Origin of the sequence: Achromobacter sp. EB05 (assembly GCF_044232075.1) — a bacterium.
GTDB lineage: Bacteria > Pseudomonadota > Gammaproteobacteria > Burkholderiales > Burkholderiaceae_B > Achromobacter > Achromobacter dolens.
Genome location: NZ_CP155917.1, coordinates 5,133,383 through 5,152,397, shown reverse-complemented (window position 1 = coordinate 5,152,397; position 19,015 = coordinate 5,133,383). Strand labels below are relative to the sequence as shown.

The window sequence follows — 19,015 nt, the reverse complement described above, 5'->3', positions numbered from 1 at the left end:
CCTAGGCCTTGTCGGCGAAGTAGCGCGCAGGCGTCTGTCCCAGCGCCTTGCGGAACATGGTGATGAAGGCGCTGACCGATTCGTAGCCCAGGTCTTCGGCGGTGCGCTGCACCGACACGCCCGACGACAACCGCTGCAGCGCCATGACGATGTGCATCTGCTGGCGCCAGCGGCCGAAGCTCATGCCAACCTCCTGCCGCACCAGGCGCGCCAGCGTGCGTTCGCTCATGGCCAGGCGCCGGCCCCATTCGGCCGCGGTGCTGCGGTCGGCGGGATTGGCCCGCAGCGACGCGGCAATCTCGCGCAGGCGCGGATGGTCGGACAGCGGCAGGTGCAACTGCTCGGTCGGCATCCGCGTCAATTGCTCGACCAGCACGGCGGCCAGACGGCGGTTGGCGGGGAGAGCGGTGTCGGCCGGCGCCAGGTCGGCCAGGTGCGCCACCATTTCCCGCACCAGCGGCGTGATCGCCAGCGTGCAGCATTGCGTCGGCAGGCCCGGCGTGTCCGCCGGCACGAACAGGAAGCAGACCCGGCCGTTGTCGGTGACGCGGTTGCGGTGCGGCACGCCGCCGGGGATCCACACGCCGCAGCGCGGCGGCACCATCCACAGGCCCTGCGGCACGAAGCTGGTCACCCCGCCCTGCAGCGACAGCACCAACTGGCCCATGCGGTGGCGATGGGTGGGCGATTCGTGTTCGTTGCGGGCCGCCTCCACGCGCATGGCGTAGGTCCATTGCGTGGGCGTGTCGGGATCGAAATAGGGGCTGTGGGCGTGCGGCGGATACATGGCGCGGCGCTGCCTTGGCTGGATTCAGGGATATTTTGTCATTATCTCGAAATTCAGCAGAGACGGCTTTGCCTAAGCTGACGGCATGATTCCTTCCGCTTCCTCCCCCGCTTCCCAACGCCCCGTTCTGCTGATCGTGGGCATCCTCTTCATCGCCATGGCGCTGCGCGCGCCGGTCACGGGCATGCCACCGCTGGTCGGCCTGATCCGTGAACAGCTCGGCCTGTCGAATACCGCCGCCGGCATGCTGATCACGTTGCCGCTGCTGGCGTTCGCCATCGTTTCGCTGGTGTCGGCCGGCATGGCGCGTCGCCATGGGCTGGAGCGCACGCTGTTCGCCGCGCTGCTGCTCATCGGCGGCGGCATCGTGCTGCGCAGCCAGGGCCAGGCCTGGGCGCTGTATGCCGGCACGGCGGTCATCGGTTCGGGTATCGCCGTCGGCAACGTGCTGCTGCCCAGCCTGCTCAAGCGCGACTTCCCGCAGCGCGTGGCGGGCCTGACCTCGGCTTATGTGTTGACCATGAGCATCGCGGCCGGCGCCGCCTCTGCCCTGGCGGTGCCGCTGGCCAGCCTGGCGGGCGGCAGTTGGCGCTTCTCGGCGCTGTGCCTGCTGGCGATTCCGGTGGCCGGGGTGCTGCTGTGGCTGCCGCAACTGGCCAACCATACGCCGCCGGCCGCGTCCACCGCGCACGCGCCGCATGGCGGCCGGTTGTGGCATTCCGCGCTGGCCTGGCAGGTGACGCTTTACCTGGGCATCAATTCCTTCGTGTTCTACGTGGGCGTGAGCTGGCTGCCGGCGATCCTGCGCGACGCGGGCCACTCGGCCGAGCGCGCCGGCTCGCTGCACGGGCTGCTGCAGTTGATGTCGGCCGGGCCCGCACTGTTCCTGGCGCCGGTGGTGCGTCGCATGAAGGACCAGCGCGCGGCCGCGTTCTGCTCGGCGCTGTCCTCGCTGGTGGCGTTCGTCGGCTTGATCGCGGCGCCGGGCTGGGCCACGTTGTGGATCGTGCTGCTCGGCCTGGGCACGGGCGGCGGCATCATCCTGGGCCTGATGTTCGTGGGCCTGCGCGCCAGCCACGCGCAGCAGGCGGCGGCGCTGTCGGGCATGGCGCAGTGCGTGGGCTACCTGTTCGCGGCCAGCGGACCGGCGCTGGTCGGCGCCCTGCACGACCGGCTGGGGGGCTGGTCGGCGGCGCTCGGGCTGTGCGCCGCATTGTGCCTGGCGATGGCGGGCTGCGGCCTGCTGGCGGGCCGCGCGATCCAGATTGGCGCGTTCCGCACGCATCCGGCCCAGGCGCCGCAACGCGCGGCGCAGTGACGCCGGCGCACGCCGCAAGCGGCGTTTTCTAGCCGCCGGCCTGGGCGCGCCACAGACGCACCAGGATGTCGGGCGCCTGCGCTTCCGGCACGTCGAAGGTGAGGCTGGCCGTATCGCCGCTGGCCGGATCGCGGAACGCCAGTTCCACATGGAAGTAGCGCTGGTCGCCGCCCTGGGCGGCGCAGTCAGGCGTGGCCAGCGGGGCGGTGCGCCGCAGGGCTTCGCCGACCTCCTGCCGCAGCCCTGGCGGGCAGGAGGTCAGGTCGATGCTGCGGGTGCGCGCCAAGCCGGGCAGGTAGGCCAGCCCGCCTTCGCGCGTCAGGCTGACGCGCAGCGCGAATTCGAGCGGAGGCAGGTCGATCATGGCTGTATGCCCACCGCCGCCCAGGCGCCGGCGACGGCCTTGTGCGCGGCCTCGCCGTGCGCCCCGCGCGCCACGTCCAGCGTCAGGCGCGCGAACGCGGCGAAGTCGGCGTCGTGGCGCAGGCGCTTGTCGCGCAGCGTGTCGTACCAGATGCGGCCGGCTATTTCCCAGGCCGGCCCCTTCAGGGCGGTCGCGGCCAGGTAGAAGGCGCGGTTCGGAATGCCGGAGTTGATGTGCACGCCGCCATTGTCATGCGGCGTATCGACGTAGCCGCTCATGTGCGCCGGCTGCGGATCCTTGCCCAGCACCGGATCGTCGTAGGCGCTGCCGGGCTCGGCCATCGAGCGCAGGGCGCGCGCCTGCACTTTCGGCAGGAACAGGCCCTGGCCCACCAGCCAGTCGGCTTCGCGCGCGTCCTGGCCCAGGGCGTATTGCTTGACCAGCGCGCCGAACACGTCGCACAGCGATTCGTTGAGCGCGCCCGACTGGCCCTGGTAGGCCAGCGCCGCTTCGCTGTCGATGACGCCGTGCGTCAGCTCATGGCCGATGATGTCGACCGCCACGGTGAAGCGGTTGAACACTTCGCCGTCGCCGTCGCCGAACACCATCTGCGAGCCATTCCAGAAGGCGTTGTCGTAGTCTTCGCCGTAATGCACGCTGCCCACCAGCGGCAGGCCCGCGCCATCGATCGAGTCGCGCTGGTAGACGTCGTGGAACAGCCTGTAGGTGGCGCCCAGGTGATCGTAGGCTTCATCCACCGCCGCGTCGCCGCTGGCCTTCGCGCCTTCGGCGCGCACCAGCTTGCCGGGCAGGGCGGTGGTGTTGGCCGCGTCGTGCACCGCGCGTTGCGGCGTGCCGCCGGCATCCGAAGCGCGAGGAGCCGCCACCTGGGCCCGCGACGGCCGCGCGGCCATTTCACGCAATCCGCGCTGCTGCTGGTCGATGATGAGTGTCTTGACGGCCGGCATGCTGACACGCGCGTCGGCGTGCTGTGCCAGGCGGTCCAGGACATAGGGCGGAATCACGCCGATCAGGGGCGTGGACGCGGAGGGGCGCGGCATTGTCGATCTCCCGGTGAAGACATGGCGGACGCGGCGCGCGGGCCGGGCCCGGGGCAGGCTTTACGGTAGCAGATAGGCCATGCGCGGGCGTAACAGTGTGCGGCCTGATGCGAGGAACGATAAACGGGCGCGCCGCGCCTCGACGGCCGAGGCGCGATCCGTTATCTTCTGCGCGTTCCGGATTTCTGCTTACGCTTCGAGACATCGCATGTCCGCCGACTACCGCATCCGCCATCTCGCCCTGACCGAGACCCACATCCTGCTGACGCTGGCCGACGGCCGCACGTTGCGCGAGCCGATCCGGCGGCATATCCGGCTGGAAAAGGCCAGCCCGGCCGAGCGCGAACAGTGGCAACTGGTGGACGACGACCATGGCGTGGTGTGGCCGGACTTGCTGGCGCCTTCGGCCGCGGGCATGCTGAACGTGCGCGACCTGTTGTGGGACGCGCATTACGAAGGCGCGCTGGCGGCGTTGCGGGCGGTGGAGTGGAAGCTGGAAAGCCTGCCGCAGCGCGAGCAGGAACTGGTTGCGCTGTGGCGCATGGAAGCCGACATCAACAACGGCGGCTTCATGCAGTTCCTGTGCAATTGGGGCGATCCGACCTGCCAGTTGGCGCTGCTGGCGCTGGGCAAGATCGGCGCGGCGCGCACGCGCGCCATCCTGGCGGAGATGCGCGGCCTGGTCGATCGTTTCGAGGCCGCGCCCGAAGTGATCGAACTGAACGATATCTACGGCGCCATGACCGAGGCCGAGCAGGCGCGCCTGCATGCGCTGGACGAAGCCTACTTCGACTATCCGGACGACCTGGCGCGGCTGGGCCTGGCCTACTACGACTAGCCAGGCGGCCAGTCGATACGCTTCAGTCGAACACGCCCGCCAGCACGTCCGCGACGATGCCGGTGGCGATGGCGATCAGGATGAGGTCATTGCCGGCCACGCGCCACTCGTAACCGGGATGCACCGGCAGCCGGGCCAACATCGGGCCGGGCACCATCTTCTTGGCGATGCCCGGGGGCAGCGGTTTGCCGCGCGCCAGGTTCTTGCGGATGCCGGGCGGCAGGGAGCCATAGCCGGTGGCGCCAGCCTGCACCGCGTAGCCGCGCGCGGTCGAGATGCTGATGCCCGCGGTGCTCAGGGTGACGCTGACGTTGGTGTCGGCATCCTTGCCGTTGCCCTTGTTCTTGCCGCCGCTGTTGCCATTGCCCTTGTTGTTCCCATTGCCGTTGCCGTTGCCGGCGTGATCGGGCTTGCCGCGGTTTTCAGGCGGCGCCGACCAGGCGGGGGCGAGGAGGGTGGTACAGGCCAAGGCGGTCACGAAAATGGCGATCGAGCGGCGCATGATGGGCACCCGGAGTTAAGGCCCATGCAGCGTACCGCAATGCTGGAACGCGCACCATCTCCATTGGCAAGCGGTTTTTCCTATTGCAACAACCGTAACCTTTCACGCCGCTGACTCGGGCTAGAATCGCTCGCTTCTATTCCGGGGGGGAATGCCAGATGCGATATTTCCTGATCTTGGTGGGGGCGGCCGTGGTCGCCTATTTGCTCGCGCGCGGCATCGCCGCCGTGCTCTCGGATCGTAAACGCAACAAATCAGAAAGGGACTGAAAGTGAAGCCGACCGACCTCCAGATCGTCAAGTCCGTCAAACCGCGCAGCCTGAAGGTGGCCATCATCACGGGCGTGCTGTTCGTGCTGATCCTGTGCCTGGCGTTCGGTTCGTGGTTCCAGGTGGACCAGGGCGAACGCGGCGTGGTGCTGCGCAACGGCAAGCTGGTGCGCGTGTCCGAGCCGGGCCTGGATTTCAAGACGCCCTTCATCGACAACGTGATGACGGTGTCGGTGCGCGACCACACTTTCGTGTTCGAGAAGCTCGAAGCCTATAGCTATGACCAGCAACCGGCCACGCTGCGCGTGTCGGTCACCTACCGCGTGCCGCCCGAGCACGTGGCCGAGCTGTATTCCGAGTACGGCACCATCAGCAACCTGCAGATGCGCGTGCTCGAACGCAAGACGCCCGACGCGGTCAAGAACGTGTTCGGCCAGTACACCGCGGTGCGCGCCATCCAGGAACGCCAGAAGCTGGGCCTGGACGTGAACAACGCCGTGCTCAAGACCATGGAAGGCGCGCCGGTGCAGGTGGTGGGCGTGCAGATCGAGGAAGTCGGTTTCTCGCAGGCATACGAGCACTCGATCGAACAGCGCATGCTGGCGCAGGTGCAGATCGAGACCACCCGCCAGCAGAAGGAAACGGCGATGATCAACGCCGAGATCCAGGTGGTCAAGGCCAAGGCCGAAGCCGACGCGCGCCGCCAGCAGTTCACCGCCGAGGCCGATGGCATCCGCATGCGCGGCGAAGCCGAGGCCGCGTCGATCCGCGCCAAGGCCGAGGCGCTGGCCGCCAACACCAACCTGGTCAGCCTGAACGCGGTCGAGAAATGGGATGGCGTGCTGCCCTCCACGCAGGTGCCGGGCGCGGCGCTGCCGTTCATCGGCATCAAATAGCGGCGGCGCTGCCGCTGTGCGCGGCGGCCGGCATGCGCCGCCGCGCGAATTCCACCAGGTGCTCGCCTGACAGCGCCTTGCTGTAGAACCAGCCTTGCACGATGATCTCGGCGCTGGATTCGAGAGCGGCGAGCTGCTCCTGGGTCTCCACGCCTTCGACGATGATCTGCAGGTCCAGCGCCTCGCAGAAGCGCAGCAGGCCGCTCATGACCTGGGCGCCGCGCGCGCTGCTCTGGGCGAGCACGAAACTGCGGTCGATCTTGACCGCGTCGATCTCGAACTGGTGCAGGTAGCTGAGGGCCGAGTAGCCGGTGCCGAAGTCATCGATATAGACCTTGCAACCGATGCCATGCAGGCGGTCGAACGCCGTGTGCAGCGCCTGCGCGTCTTCCACCAGCGCATCCTCGGTCAGCTCCACCGATACCTGGCCCTGGGCCTGCTCCAGCACCTTGACGAGCTTGTCCAGATACGAAGCCGAGGTCAGTGTGCCGCTGGTGACGTTGACGGTCAGGGGCAGGGTGAAACCGGCCTTGCGCCACGCAAGACATTGCAGCACCGCCTGCTTGGCCACCCACAGATCCACTTCGCGCATCAGGTCGGCCTGCGCCAGCCAGCGCAGGAATTCCAGCGGCGCCTGTTGCGTGCCTTCCGGGCCGGTGGCGCGCAGCAGCGCCTCGCAGCCCGTGCAGCGGCCGCTGCGCAGCGACACCTGCGGCTGGTATTCGAGATAGAAGTCGTATTCGCTGATGGCGCGGATCCGCGAGATCTCGGCGCTGCGGCGGGCGCGGTTGGCGTAGGTCGAGACCACCGGATCGTGCGCGAACAGCAGCGATTCCTCCTGCAATCGCGGGAAGGTGGTGTCGAGCGACTTGAAGTAGACGGTGGCGTCGGCCTTGCGCTGGCGTTCCAGCGCGACCACGAACGGCGCATAGAGGCAGGCGCCCAACGCGATCAGCGTTACTTGCAGCGCCACCCCGCCCAGGTGGCCACCGGCGCTGAGATAGGCATTGAGCAGGACCGGCGAGGTCAGCGGCAACGAGACCGAGGCGGCCGGAATCCAGCCCAGTTGCACCACCGCCAGCGCCACCAGCGCGTTGCACACCGGCGCCAGCACGAACGGGATCAGCAGGCGCGGGTTGAGAATCAGGGGCAGGCCGAACAGCAGGATCTCGTTGACGTTCAGCAGCGACACCGGAATGCTGGCCAGCGCCAGCAGCCGCAGCGATTCGCTGCGCGAGAACAGCAGGATGGCGACCACGAGCGACAGCGTCGCGCCGGCGCCGCCGATGAAGACGAAGGCGCCCAGCAGGCTGCCGTTCAGCGCGTACAGGCCTTCGTGGCCGGCCGCGGCGCTGGCGGCGTTGAGCGCCGTGGCCTGGTCCAGCACGTCTATCACGGGCGCCATCGCGTGATAGCCGTGGATGCCGAAGAACCAGAAGATCGAGTTCAGCGCCGCCGTCATCGGACCGGTGGTGAAGGGGCTGTCGAGCGAGGCCAGGTCGACCGGAATGTCGAACTGCGCCACGCCCGGAATGCGCAGCAGCAGGCTGACCGCGAGCACCACCGCGCCGGCGGTCAGCAGGCCTGGAATCACCATGTTGAGGGTGCCCCGCACGTTCTCGCCGATGAGCCCGTCGGGCGCCAGCCGCGTCCAGCGGCGCCGGTGCAGCCAGGCCAGCAGGGGCACGCTGCCCAACGGCAGCAGGATGGCGATGCTCAGGATCAGGGTGGCGGCGGCATGCGGGTAGGGCGCCAGCAGACCCTCGGCGATCACGACGTACGACAGGCACAGGAAGGCGGCCGGCAGATTGGGCACGCGATGGCGGATCGACAGCATGTAGCCAACCGAGGTGCTGACCAGCATGGGCATGACCATGTTGAGCCGGTTGTGCACGGCGGCCAGCTCCTGCACCAGCGCCGCGGACAGACCGAGCTGGCCGGCCACCACCGACAGCACCAGGAACAGCGCCGACACGAGTAGGCACGGCATCGTCCAGAGCAGTCCCTCGCGGATGGCGCGCAGCGCGCTCGCGCTGGCCAGGGCCGCCAACCGATCTTTCGGATAGCGCATGAAGCTCGATGTCGGCATACCGGTCGCCCTAAGAAGCCCGCTACCGAGGGCGGGCTGGCCCGGGGCGCGGCCGCCTCGCCGGACCCGGTTTGTAAGAATCCTTTGCCGCATCCTAGCGCCTCAGTTCCCGACTTAGCAATCGCGCCGCCGAAAAATCTTAGGGATTCCCCTCTGTCAAGAATTGAAAAGCGGGCGCATCGTGCACGTATCGGGAGCAGGGCGGCGCGCTACCATCAGGCGCAAACCCTTGGGTTTGGCGGGAGCCGCGGCTTCAATACAGGCTGGATCAAGAGGGAGACAGGATGTCGCAGTTGGAATGGGTGTCCGGCGACACGACGCCGGAACGGCAGGGCTACTACGAAACGCGGTTCGATACGGGCGGCACCGCGATCACGCTGTACAGCGTGCTGGGCTGGATGCCGGCCAAGGCGCCCGGCAACATGGTGAGCTGGCGCGCATTGCCGCCGGCGGTCGAGCGTGAAGAGGCCGAGCGGCACATCCAGGAGTTGCGCGCGGCGCAGAGCCACGTGCCGATGGATTATTGACCGGCGGGTACCTCGCCGGGGCCGCCGCGGTCCAGGCGATATGATGGGAACGCAAGGCCGCGTGGGCGATCGAATGGTTACCGGCGCTTGTGCCCGACGCTGTTTCCGTTCATTCCTGGCCCGCGCTCCCCTTGCGGGCGGCACGCATCCATGACAGATTCCTTTTCGCGAGATTCCGACAGCCGGCGCCGGCCCGCATTCCTGGCCTGGCGTTGGCCTGCGGGCGGCCCGGGACGGCGACTGCTGACGCGCGCGGGGCTGGCCTGCGTTGTCCTGGCGGCCGTGGCGCTGCTGGCGTGGTGGAGCCTGCCCGCCGAGGCGCCGTCGTTTGCGACCACCATTAGCGCCGATCGGGGCGAACGCAAGCAGGTCACGCTGCCCGATGGCTCGGTCCTCGAACTCAATGGCAACGCCCTGGCCGAGGTCAAGTTCTACGGCGCGCGGCGCGAGGTCGAACTGCAGGGCGGGGAAATCCTCTTCACCGTGAACGCCGAGGCGCAGCGGCCATTCATCGTGCGCGCCGGCAGCGCCGACGTGCGCGCGGCCGGCGCCGTCTTCGATGTCCGTCGCGATGAGGACGACGTGACGGTGCTGGTGCGTGCGGGCACGGCGGATGTGACGGGCGGCCATTGGTGGAACCTGGGCCTCGCGGTGCTGCGCGACGGGCACCGCATCCGCGTGCCTGCGAGCGGCGCGATCGGGGTGCCGGCGCCCGCCGACGTCGACGCGCTGCTGGCCTGGCAGACAGGCCGCCTGGTCTTCCGCGACACGCCGATGGCCGAGGTGGTGCGTGAGATGAATCGCTATCTGGCCGCGCCGTTGCGTCTGGCCGACAGCCGGGCGGGGCGCTTGCGCCTGTCGGCTTCGTTCGATCTGGATCCCCCCGAGGCCATGCTGCAGGCGCTGGCCGCCGCGGCGCCGGTGACGCTGGCGCCCGCCGCCGACGGGGCGATCGATCTCAAGGCCCGCTAGCGCGGACTCAGGCCTGCTGGCGGGTCGCCGCCAGCACGATTTCGCGGATGCACACGCCGGGCGGTTGCGAGTAGGCGTAGTGCACCGCGTTGGCCACGTCCTCGGCGGCCAGCACCTTGCCGCCCATGTCGGCCTTCCAGTCCTGGTAGCCGCTCTTGATGCCTTCGTCGGTGGTGTGGCTGAGCAGCTCGGTCTCGACCGCGCCGGGGGCGATGGTGACCACGCGCACATTGTGCGGCGACAGTTCCTCGCGCAGGTTTTCCGACAGGCCGTGCACGGCGAACTTGGTGCCGACGTAGGCGACGTGGTTGGGGAAGGTCTTGCGGCCCGCCACCGAGCTGATGTTGATGATGGTGCCGTGGCCGCGCTCGACCATGCCGGCGGCGACGGCGTGCACGCCGTTGAGCAGGCCCTTGACGTTCACGTCCAGCATGCGGTCCCACTGCGCCGGATCCTGGCGCGTGATGTCGCCCAGCAGCATGACGCCGGCGTTGTTGACGATGGCGTCGGCGGGGCCGTACTGGGCCTCGGCCTCGCGCAGGGCGGCGGCCAGCGCGGCGCGGTCGGTCACGTCGACCTGGCGGGCCAGCGCATTGGGCAGGTTCAGGGCCTGCATCGGCGCCAGGCGGCGCGCCAGCAGCAGCAGCGGGTGGCCGTGCGACGAGAACAGGCGGGCGGTGGCCAGGCCGATGCCGGAACTGGCGCCGGTGACGACGACGAGGGGGCGTTGGGGGGTAGTCATGGTGAAGACTCCAGGTATCGGTTATTCATATGCCGGAGGGGCTGAAAACGATTCTAGGACCGGCTTTCACGCTTGAAAAAATGGTTTATTCTTCTCGCATCAATCGGAAAAACTTATGGATAGCCGACAGCTCAATGCCTTCATCGCGGTCTTCGAGGAACGCAACATCACCGCCGCCGCGCAGCGGCTGCACCTGAGCCAGCCGGCCCTGTCGGGCACCATCAAGAGCCTGGAGAGCCTGCTGGGCGCGCAGTTGTTCGAGCGCCAGGCGCGCGGCGTGGCGGTCACGGACGAGGCCCGCATCCTGTATCCGCAGGCGCGCCGCCTGGTCGCGCAGACCGAGTCGATGGCGCGCCAGTTCCGCCAGGATGCCTGCCTGGCCGAGCTGCGCATCGGCGTCGAGGGCGAGATCGCGGGCGCGCACGTCCGCGCGTTCGTGGCACGGGCGCGGCAGGCGGTGCCCAATCTGTTGCTGCATTTGCTGGAAGGCTGCGTCGGCGACGCCCGCCTGGCGACCGAGGACGAGCGCTGCGAGGACGAACTGTTCGTGCCGCTGTGGGACGACCCCTACGCCATCGCGCTGCCGGTCGACGCCGCCGAGACCGCCGCGCCGCAGTGGATCGTCTGTCCCGATCATCCGAGCCATCAACGCCTGCTGCCGTATTACGGCGCGGCCGCCGGCGCGCCCGCCGCGCAGGCCGGGTCCTTGCGCCTGGCGCTGGAACTGGCCGCGGCTGGCGTCGGCGCCTGCATCGCCCCGCGCTCGCTGATCGCGCAGCAGCCGGGCGTCGCGGCCCAGGACCTCGATGGCCTGGCGCTGTCGCGCCGCGTCGGCCTGTGCTATGCGGCGCAGGCGCTGGACAAGCCGGCGCTGGCCTTGCTGGCGGAACAGTTGCGCGGCGCCGCCGGCGGATAGGATGCCGGCGGAATGGGATAAAATAGTAACAATTCCCATTTAGATTTCACCGCGAGACGCGCCGTGTCCTCGACCGATTCCCTGCCCACCGACACCGTCACGCGGATCTATCGCGAGCATCACGGCTGGCTGTCCGTCTGGCTGCGCAAGAAGCTCGGCAACTCGTTCGATGCCGCCGACCTGGCGCACGACACTTTCGTGCGCCTGATGGCGGCGCGGGTGCGCGCCGGCGGCGGCGACGAGCCGCGCGCATTGCTCACCCACATCGCGAAGGGCCTGGTGGTGGACCACTGGCGCCGCCGCGCGCTGGAAGACGCCTATCAAAGCGCGGCCGCGCAGTTGCCGCCGCGCGAGGTGCCGTCGCCGGAAGTGCGGGCGCTGATCCTGGAAACGCTGTACGCCATCGACGCGACCTTGCGCACGCTGCCCGCCAAAACCCGCGCCATCTTCCTGGCCTCGCAATTCGACGGCATGACCTATGCCGAGATCGCCCGCGCGCAGCGCGCGTCCCTGGCCACGGTCAAGCGCCACATGCAGAAAGCGCTGACGGCCTGCCTCATCGCCTACCAGGGGGGCGCCGCGTGAGCGCCACCCCGGATACGGCGGTCCTGGAAGAGGCCGCCGGCTGGCTGGTGCGCTTCCAGTCGGAAACCCTGTCGGCCGCTGACCGTGCCGCCTTCGAGCGCTGGCGCGGCCGCAGCGCCGCGCATGCCGCCGCCTGGGCCCGCTTGGAGGACATGCTGCGCAGCTTCGGACAGGTGCCGCCCGAGCTGGGCGCGCGCACGTTGCGGCGCCTGGAGCGGCCCGGACGGCGCCAGGCGCTGCGCAGCGTGGCGGGCCTGGCGCTATTGGGACCGGCCGCCTGGCTGGCCTGGCGCGAACTGCCGTGGCGCGAATGGAGCGCCGACGCGCGCACCGCCGCAGGCGAGCAGCGCCGCATGCAACTGGCCGATGGCACCCGCCTGCTGCTGAACACCGCCAGCGCCGTTGACATCCAGTACACCGCCGAGCAGCGCGTGATCTGGCTGCGCGCGGGCGAGATCCTGCTGACCACCGGCAAGGACCCGGCGCCGGTCCATCGGCCGTTCATCGTGCGCACCGCGCAGGGCTCGGTGCAGGCGCTGGGCACGCGCTTCATGGTGCGGGACGAGGGCAACGGCATCCGCGTCGCCGTGTTCGACGGCGCGGTGGCGATCCGGCCGGCCGCCAGCGACGCGCGGCGCGTGTTGCAAGCGGGACAGCAGACCGTGTTCGACGCGCAGCGGATCGGCCCCGAGTCGGCCGCCGACGCCGCGCTGGCGTCCTGGGAGGACGGCATGCTGGCCGCGCGCAACTGGCGCCTGGCCGACCTGGTGGCGGAACTGGCGCGCTACCGTCGTGGCTTCCTGCGCTGCGATCCGGCGGTGGCCGAGCTGCGCGTGTCGGGCGCCTTCCCCGTGAACGATACCGACGCCGGCCTGCGCCTGCTGGAGAAGACGCTGCCGGTGCGGATCCACCGCATCACGCCGTACTGGGTCACCGTGGCGGCGCGCTGAACCGCCGCGCCCGTTACAAAATAATCGTCGAATCCCTGACACTTTTTCCGCCTTCGTCCGGTGTACCGGGTGAATCGTCGCGGCGCGACCGCGATGCCCCGCCCACGAAGGATCCCTCATGGCTAGCCGTCACTCCCGTTCCCTGTCCGTCCGCCGCGCGCGGACGCCCTCGTCGTCCTCGCGCGCGGCGGTGCGCGTCCTAGGCCTGGGCGTGGCGCTGGCATTGGCCTCGGCGGTCTCGCCGGCGGCGCGCGCCGCCGATGCCGTCAGCGCGGCGAGCGGCAAGTCCTATGCGATTCCCGCCGGCCCGCTGGGCGACACGCTGGCTCGCTTCGCCGCCGCGTCCGGAGTGCCGCTGTCCTTCGACCCGGCCCTGCTGGCGGGCCAGCACAGTGACGGCCTGAACGGCGTCTACACGGTGCGCGAGGGCTTCGCGCGGCTGCTGTCGGGCTCCGGCTACGCGCTGGCGGAGCAGGGCGGCGGCGCCTATTCCCTGCGCAGGCTGCCGCCGCAGGGTGAGACCACGCTGCTGCCGAACGTCGTGGTGACGGGCGCGGACGCGCATGCGTCGGCGCTGCCGGCCGCGTACACGGGCGGCCAGGTGGCGCGCGGCGGCCGGCTCGGCCTGCTGGGCAACCGCGATGTGATGGACACGCCGTTCAGCGTCGCCAACTACACCTCGGACCTGCTGGCCAACCGCCAGGCGGTGACGCTGGCCGACGCGCTGAACGTCGATTCCTCGGTGCGCTTCACCGGCCAGATCGGCGGCGTGACCGATTCGTTCTACATCCGCGGCTTTCCGATCGGCGAAGGCAACCTGGGCGAAATTGCCTTCGATGGCGTCTATGGCGTGGCGCCGAACTACCACGTGTTTACCGATTACATCGAGCGGGTCGAGGTGCTGAAGGGGCCGGCGGCGCTGCTGTACGGCATGTCGCCCAACAGCGGCGTGGGCGGCGTCATCAATATGGTGCCCAAGCGTTCGCTGCCGCAGGACCTGACGCGGGTGTCGGCCGATTACGCGGGGGCGTCGCAGTTCGGCGGCCGCGTCGACCTGAGCCGCCGCTTCGGCGACGACGGCGCCTGGGGCGTGCGGGTCAACGGCCTGCATCGGCAGGGCGACACGCCGCTGGACAACCTGCATTCGCGCACCGACATCGGCGCGCTGTCGCTGGACTACCAGGGCGAGAAGCTGCGCGCCTCGCTCGACCTGCTGATCCAGAACGAGAAGATCGACGCGCCCACGCGTCCGTTCCTGGTGGCGGCGGGCCTGCGCGTGCCGGACGCGCCGGACGGCCGCCGCAATGCGACGCAGCCGTGGAGCTGGTGGAAGTCCGAAGGCGAATCCGCGCTGCTGCGCGTCGAGTACGACATCAGCGACCGCCTGACGGTGTTCGCCGACGCGGGCGGCTCGAGCACCACCATCAACCGCCTGTCCGACCAGACGCCAACCCTCGTCAACGCCGCCGGCGATACGCGGGTGACCCCCAACCATTTCAAGTTCCAGGTCGATCGCAGCACCTACAACGCCGGCCTGCGCGCCAAGCTGGAGACCGGTCCGGTGCGCCATGCCATCACCTTCATGGGCACGTTGTACAGCGACCGCAACGCGCAGGCCAGCGTGAACGGCACGCCGCTGTCGTCCAACATCTATCACCCGGTGACGCGGCCCCGGCAGGACATCGCCGCGCCCGCCAGCGTGCCCAAGGTGTCGTCTTCGGACCTGAGCGGCTTCGCGCTGGCCGACACGCTGAGCGTGCTGGACGAGCGGGTCCAGTTGACGCTGGGCGCGCGCCAGCAGCGGGTCGAGTCGCGCAACTTCAATGCCGTCACGGGCGCGCGCACCCTCAGCTACGACGAAAGCGCGATCACGCCGCTGGCTGGCCTGGTGCTCAAGCCGTGGCGGAACGTCTCGTTCTACGCCAACTACATCGAGGGCCTGAGCAAGGGCGACGTGGCGCCGGCCACCGCCGCCAACGCCGGCCAGGTGTTCAAGCCGTACAAGTCCAAGCAGAAGGAAGTGGGCGTGAAGGTCGATTTCGACAGCGCCATGCTGACCCTGAGCGCTTTCGAGATCACCAAGCCCAGCGGCCAGTTGACGGGCGGCGTGTATGCGGCGGACAGCGAGCAACGCAACCGCGGCCTGGAACTGAACCTGTCGGGCGAGCCGCTGCGCGGCCTGCGCCTGCTGGGCGGCGTGACCTTCCTGGACGCCGAGCTGACGCGCACCGGCAACCCCGCCACGCGCGGCAACCAGCCGGTGGGCGTGCCGCGCCTCACCGCCAACCTGGGCGCGGAATGGGATACCCCGTGGGTCGCCGGGCTGACCCTGACCGGCGGCGTGATCCACACCGGCAAGGAATACGTCAACCAGGCCAACACGCAGTCGGTGCCCGCGTGGACCACGTTCGACCTGGGCGCGCGCTATGTCACGCGCATCGACGGCAGGGAAGTGACCCTGCGCGCCAATGTCGTCAACGTGTTCAACCGCGCCTATTGGTCGGGCGTGGCGTCCTACGGCACCATCTCGCAGGGCGTGCCGCGCACGTTGATGCTGTCGGCGTCGATGGACTTCTGAGGGGCCCGCGGCGGGCCGCCAGGCGGCCCGTGCGAAGCGGCTTGATCCCCCGGCCGCCTAGGCCGCCAGGATGCCGCGGATGCGCGCCAGGTTGTCGAGCGTGCTGCGCAGGTGGCGGGCCAGCGCCTGCGAGGCCTCTTCGTTGCGCTCGCGCTCGAGCAGGTCGAGGATTTCCAGGTGCTGCTCGCAATGCTGGCGGTAGCGGCTGCGGTCCTGCATCGAGCGGTACGACAGCAGCCGCCGCACGCGGTTGACGCGCTTGATGGTGTCGATGAAGAACGGGTTGCCCGAGGCCTCCACCAGCGACTCGTGGAAGCGCACGCCGCGCTCGTGCAACTGGTCGGCGCTGTCGCTGTCGATGCCGCCGTCGAGCAGGTGGCGCTCGGCGGCGCGGCAGCGCGCCAATACGGACTTGTCGATGCGGTAGGAGGGTTCGAGCAGCGCGGCCGGCTCCAGCGCCAGGCGCAGGCGGTACGACTGCAGCAGGCTGTCGGGCGTGGTCATCATCGACGAGAATTCCCAGCCATAGCCGGGGCGCCGCTGCGCCCAGCCTTCCTGCGCCACGCGGGCCAGCAGCGCCTGGGTCTGCGCCTGTGTCAGGGCGTAGCGGGCGCGCAGCAGCGCCTCGCTGCACTGCATCGGCAGCACGCCGCGCAGCAGTTCATCGGCCAGCCGGAAATAGCTTTGCGTGACGATGTCCTCGGCGGCGGGCGGCGCCAGGTCCGCGCAGGTGCGCGCCAATGCCTCCTGGTCCAATTGCAGGAAGTAGCCGCGGTTGGGCTTGCGCGCCACGATGCCGTGCGCTTCCAGCAGGCCGAGCGCGTCGTTGACCGGCGAGCGCGACAGGCGCAGGCGGTCGGCCAGCTTTTGCGCGCTCAGGTGCGCGCCCTCGGTCAGGCGGTCCTGCCGGATCAGCTCCAGGATCTTGCTGGCGGTGTGGGTCTGCGCGCTCATGGGGGATGGAAAGTGGGACTCAGCCCAGCGGGGCCGTGTCGGGCGGCGCCGATTTCGCGGCGCCAAGCGTATCCGCGAGGATAGCCGGAATCACGCCGCCCATCCGCAGCAGATGCAGCTCCAGTTGCGTTTCGACAGCGGCGGTGGCCTGCAAGGCCTGTTCGCGGCCGTCGGCGCGCAGCAGCCGCACGGCGACCGGCTGGCGCGGCGCCAGGCGCTGCGGCGGGCAATCGATCTCGAAGCGGTCGCCCGGCTGGATCGCCAGGCGGTGCGGCGTGACGCCCGCCGGCAGGCGCAGCGGCAGGATGCCCATGCCGATCAGGTTCGAACGGTGGATGCGCTCGAAGCTGACCGCCAGCACCGCGCGGATGCCCAGCAGCCGCTGGCCCTTGGCGGCCCAGTCGCGCGAGGAGCCGGTGCCGAAGCGTTCGCCGGCCAGCAGCACCACCGCGTCGCCGTCGCGGCGGTAGTGCTCGGCGGCTTCCCAGATCGGCTCGATGGCGCCGCTGGGCGCGTGCAGCGTATGGCCGACCGGCGCGCCGGGGCTGAGCAGGTTTGCCAGGCTCTTGCTGTAGAAGGCGGCGCGCATCATCACCTGCCAGTTGCCGCGGCGCGAGGCGAACACGTTCAGATCATCGCGGTCGTCGCCCTGTGCCACCAGGAAGTCGGCGATCAGGCTGTCGGGCGGAATGGCGCTGGCCGGCGACAGGTGGTCGGTGGTGACGTCGTCGCCCAGCACCAGCAGTGGATAGGCGGCGTAACGGCCCAGTTGGCTGGCGGCGCCGGCGCTGGCGAACGGCGGACGCCGCAGCGCGGTCGAGGCCGGGTCCCACGGAAAGCGCGGCGTGTCCGGCGATTCGAGCGCCTGCCAGCCGGGATTGGCGGCGGCGATGCGGAAGGCGCGCTGGAAATCGTCGGCGCGCAGGCCCTGCGCCAGCGCCGCGTCGATCTCGTCCTCGCGCGGCCACAGCTCATGCAGATACACCGCGCGGCCGTCCGGCGCCACCTGCACGGGCTCGCGGCTGAAATCGCGCTCGGCGTCGCCGGCCAGGGCGAAGGCGATGACCAGCGGCGGCGACATCAGGAAGCCCAGGTCGAGGTCGGGGTGGATGCGGCCGGTGAAGTTGCGGTTGCCTGACAGCACCGCGACGGGGTGGACGGCGCCGGCGGCGATGCCGGCGCGCACCGCCTCCGGCAGCGGTCCGGAATTGCCGATACAGGTGGTGCAGCCATAGCCCACGATGCCGAATCCCACCGCTTCCAGATCCTCGAGCAGGCCGGCGCGTTGCAAATAGTCGGCGGCGGCGGGCGAGCCGGGACCGAGCGAGGTCTTGACCCAGGCCGGCGCCGTCAGCCCGGCCTGGCGCGCCTTGCGCGCCAGCAGTCCGGCGGCGATCAGCAGGCGCGGGTCCGAGGTGTTGGTGCAACTGGTAATGGCGGCGATGGCGACGGCGTGGCGCGGCAGCGGCGAGGCCGCCCCGGGCGCGAAGGCCAGGCTGGCGAGGATCGCCCGGGTCTCGCCGTAAGGGCGCAGGTCCTGCGGCCGGGTGGGGCCGGCCACGTGCATTCGCACCTGGTCCAGCGCGATCTCGATGACCCGGGTGTAGCGCGGTGTGGCCGCCGGATCCAGCGCCAGGCCGGCGCTGGCCGCGTAGGCGCCGACGCGCGCGACGTGGGCCGCGTCGCGGCCGGTCTGGCGCAGGTAGTCGAGGGTGGCCTCGTCGATGGGGAAGTAGCCGGTGGTGGCGCCGTATTCGGGCGCCATGTTGGCGACCACGCAACGGCTGCCCGCCGACAGCGTGGCGACGCCGGGGCCGAAGAACTCCACGAACTCGCCCGACACCTGGATCGCGCGCAGCCGCTGGGTCACGGTCAGCGCCAGGTCGGTGGCGGTGACGCCAGCCGAAAGCGCGCCGCTCAGGCGCACCCCTATCACGTCCGGGATGCGCAGCATGGTCGGCATGCCGAACATCACCGTCTGCGCTTCCAGGCCGCCCACGCCCCAGCCAAGCACGCCAATGCCGTTGATCATCGGTGTGTGGCTGTCGGTGCCGATCATCATGTCCGGGTGCAGCGCGCCATGGTCGTTGCACACCACGGTCGCCAGTTGTTCCAGGTTGATGGTGTGCATGATGCCGGTGCCGGGCGGATGGATGCGCACGTTCGACAGCGCCTTGGCGGCCCAGCGCAGGAAGCGGTAGCGCTCGGCGTTGCGGCGCAGTTCCAGGGCCAGGTTGCGCGCCGCCGCGTCGGGCTGCGCATATGCCTGCACCGCCAGCGAGTGATCCACCGAGACGTCCACAGGCAGCACCGGATTGAGCGCGCGCGGATCCACCCCCGCCTCGTCCAGCGCGTCGCGCATGGCGGCGATGTCGACCAGCGCCGGAGTGCTGGTGGTGTCGTGCATCAGCACCCGGCCGGGCTGGAAGGCGATCTCGGCCTCGCTGGTGCCGTCGGCGAGCCAGGCGAACAGGGCGGCCACGGCGGCGTCGCGCTCGGCGCCGCGCATGTTGCGCAGCGCGTTCTCAAGCAGCAGCCGCAGCACCACCGGCAGGCGGTAGTAGTCGGGGCCGTACATGCCGGCCATGTCGATGTGGGTATAAGCGGCGCCGTCGAGCGTGAAGCCGGCGTGGCGCAGGGCGGGGGCGGGATTTTGCATGACCGCTA

Annotated in this window: 17 protein-coding genes; 9 read left to right on the top strand and 8 right to left on the bottom strand. The window is 69.9% G+C overall.

Annotated elements, in window-relative coordinates; translation table 11 throughout:
* Position 1: 1 nt before the first annotated feature.
* A complete protein-coding gene (locus tag AAID08_RS23585) occupies positions 2 to 787 on the bottom strand; it encodes a helix-turn-helix domain-containing protein (protein ID WP_006387387.1) in 786 nt (261 codons plus the stop codon).
* Positions 788 to 872: 85 nt separating this feature from the next.
* Between AAID08_RS23585 and AAID08_RS23580 the strand changes: the two genes are divergently transcribed.
* The gene (locus AAID08_RS23580; RefSeq protein ID WP_395756947.1) at positions 873 to 2,105 is read left to right on the top strand and encodes an MFS transporter; all 1,233 of its coding nucleotides are present in this window, start codon (positions 873 to 875) and stop codon (positions 2,103 to 2,105) included.
* Between the two features lie 28 nt (positions 2,106 to 2,133).
* Here the strand turns inward: AAID08_RS23580 and AAID08_RS23575 are convergent, their stop codons facing one another.
* Both AAID08_RS23575 and AAID08_RS23570 read right to left on the bottom strand, forming a co-directional pair.
* Positions 2,134 to 2,469, bottom strand: a complete 336-nt coding sequence (locus AAID08_RS23575; RefSeq protein WP_054500868.1) for a protealysin inhibitor emfourin — start codon at positions 2,467 to 2,469, stop codon at positions 2,134 to 2,136.
* Positions 2,466 to 3,530, bottom strand: a complete 1,065-nt coding sequence (locus AAID08_RS23570; RefSeq protein ID WP_054500869.1) for a M4 family metallopeptidase — start codon at positions 3,528 to 3,530, stop codon at positions 2,466 to 2,468. The genes AAID08_RS23575 and AAID08_RS23570 overlap by 4 nt, the downstream gene beginning before the upstream one ends.
* 208 nt (positions 3,531 to 3,738) lie before the next feature.
* Between AAID08_RS23570 and AAID08_RS23565 the strand changes: the two genes are divergently transcribed.
* Positions 3,739 to 4,368 (top strand): DUF4375 domain-containing protein, encoded by a 630-nt coding sequence (locus AAID08_RS23565; protein WP_144655412.1) that lies wholly within the window; start codon positions 3,739 to 3,741, stop codon positions 4,366 to 4,368.
* Positions 4,369 to 4,390: 22 nt separating this feature from the next.
* On the opposite strand, the gene AAID08_RS23560 is transcribed toward AAID08_RS23565, so the two are convergent.
* The gene (locus AAID08_RS23560; RefSeq protein ID WP_054500871.1) at positions 4,391 to 4,870 is read right to left on the bottom strand and encodes an anti-virulence regulator CigR family protein; all 480 of its coding nucleotides are present in this window, start codon (positions 4,868 to 4,870) and stop codon (positions 4,391 to 4,393) included.
* A 271-nt stretch (positions 4,871 to 5,141) separates the two neighbouring features.
* Between AAID08_RS23560 and AAID08_RS23555 the strand changes: the two genes are divergently transcribed.
* Positions 5,142 to 6,035, top strand: coding sequence for a prohibitin family protein (locus AAID08_RS23555; protein WP_049075835.1), 894 nt, complete (start codon positions 5,142 to 5,144; stop codon positions 6,033 to 6,035).
* Here the strand turns inward: AAID08_RS23555 and AAID08_RS23550 are convergent.
* Positions 6,028 to 8,124 (bottom strand): PTS sugar transporter subunit IIC/EAL domain-containing protein, encoded by a 2,097-nt coding sequence (locus AAID08_RS23550; RefSeq protein WP_395756946.1) that lies wholly within the window; start codon positions 8,122 to 8,124, stop codon positions 6,028 to 6,030. The two genes, AAID08_RS23555 and AAID08_RS23550, sit on opposite strands and share 8 nt — an antisense overlap.
* Before the next feature lie 284 nt (positions 8,125 to 8,408).
* On the opposite strand from AAID08_RS23550, the gene AAID08_RS23545 reads away from it, so the two are divergent.
* Together AAID08_RS23545 and AAID08_RS23540 are read left to right on the top strand one after the other, a co-directional pair.
* Positions 8,409 to 8,651 (top strand): hypothetical protein, encoded by a 243-nt coding sequence (locus AAID08_RS23545; protein WP_049075832.1) that lies wholly within the window; start codon positions 8,409 to 8,411, stop codon positions 8,649 to 8,651.
* Positions 8,652 to 8,801: 150 nt separating this feature from the next.
* Positions 8,802 to 9,623: a FecR family protein gene (locus tag AAID08_RS23540; protein WP_064527026.1), complete on the top strand. Its 822-nt coding sequence runs from the start codon at positions 8,802 to 8,804 to the stop codon at positions 9,621 to 9,623.
* Between the two features lie 7 nt (positions 9,624 to 9,630).
* Here the strand turns inward: AAID08_RS23540 and AAID08_RS23535 are convergent, their stop codons facing one another.
* On the bottom strand, positions 9,631 to 10,365 hold the full coding sequence (locus AAID08_RS23535; RefSeq protein ID WP_144655409.1) for an SDR family oxidoreductase: 735 nt from the start codon (positions 10,363 to 10,365) through the stop codon (positions 9,631 to 9,633).
* A gap of 115 nt (positions 10,366 to 10,480) precedes the next feature.
* Here AAID08_RS23535 and AAID08_RS23530 point away from each other — a divergent pair, with 115 nt between their 5' ends.
* From AAID08_RS23530 to AAID08_RS23515, 4 genes are all read left to right on the top strand, one after another.
* Entirely contained in the window at positions 10,481 to 11,281 is an 801-nt protein-coding gene (locus AAID08_RS23530; RefSeq protein WP_336234906.1) for a LysR family transcriptional regulator, read from the top strand.
* Between the two features lie 63 nt (positions 11,282 to 11,344).
* Complete coding sequence (locus AAID08_RS23525; protein ID WP_395756945.1) at positions 11,345 to 11,866, top strand: sigma-70 family RNA polymerase sigma factor; 522 nt, start codon at positions 11,345 to 11,347, stop codon at positions 11,864 to 11,866.
* Positions 11,863 to 12,816 carry a FecR domain-containing protein gene (locus AAID08_RS23520; protein WP_395756944.1) on the top strand — a complete coding sequence of 318 codons (954 nt, stop codon included), beginning with the start codon at positions 11,863 to 11,865 and terminating at the stop codon, positions 12,814 to 12,816. Before AAID08_RS23525 ends, AAID08_RS23520 begins: the two co-directional genes overlap by 4 nt.
* A 118-nt stretch (positions 12,817 to 12,934) precedes the next feature.
* Entirely contained in the window at positions 12,935 to 15,394 is a 2,460-nt protein-coding gene (locus AAID08_RS23515) for a TonB-dependent receptor (protein ID WP_064527032.1), read from the top strand.
* A 57-nt stretch (positions 15,395 to 15,451) separates the two neighbouring features.
* Here AAID08_RS23515 and AAID08_RS23510 read toward each other — a convergent pair whose 3' ends face one another.
* Entirely contained in the window at positions 15,452 to 16,348 is an 897-nt protein-coding gene (locus tag AAID08_RS23510; RefSeq protein ID WP_054500878.1) for a GntR family transcriptional regulator, read from the bottom strand.
* Between the two features lie 19 nt (positions 16,349 to 16,367).
* Positions 16,368 to 19,007 carry an aconitate hydratase AcnA gene (gene acnA, locus AAID08_RS23505; RefSeq protein WP_395756943.1) on the bottom strand — a complete coding sequence of 880 codons (2,640 nt, stop codon included), beginning with the start codon at positions 19,005 to 19,007 and terminating at the stop codon, positions 16,368 to 16,370.
* Positions 19,008 to 19,015 lie beyond the last annotated feature (8 nt).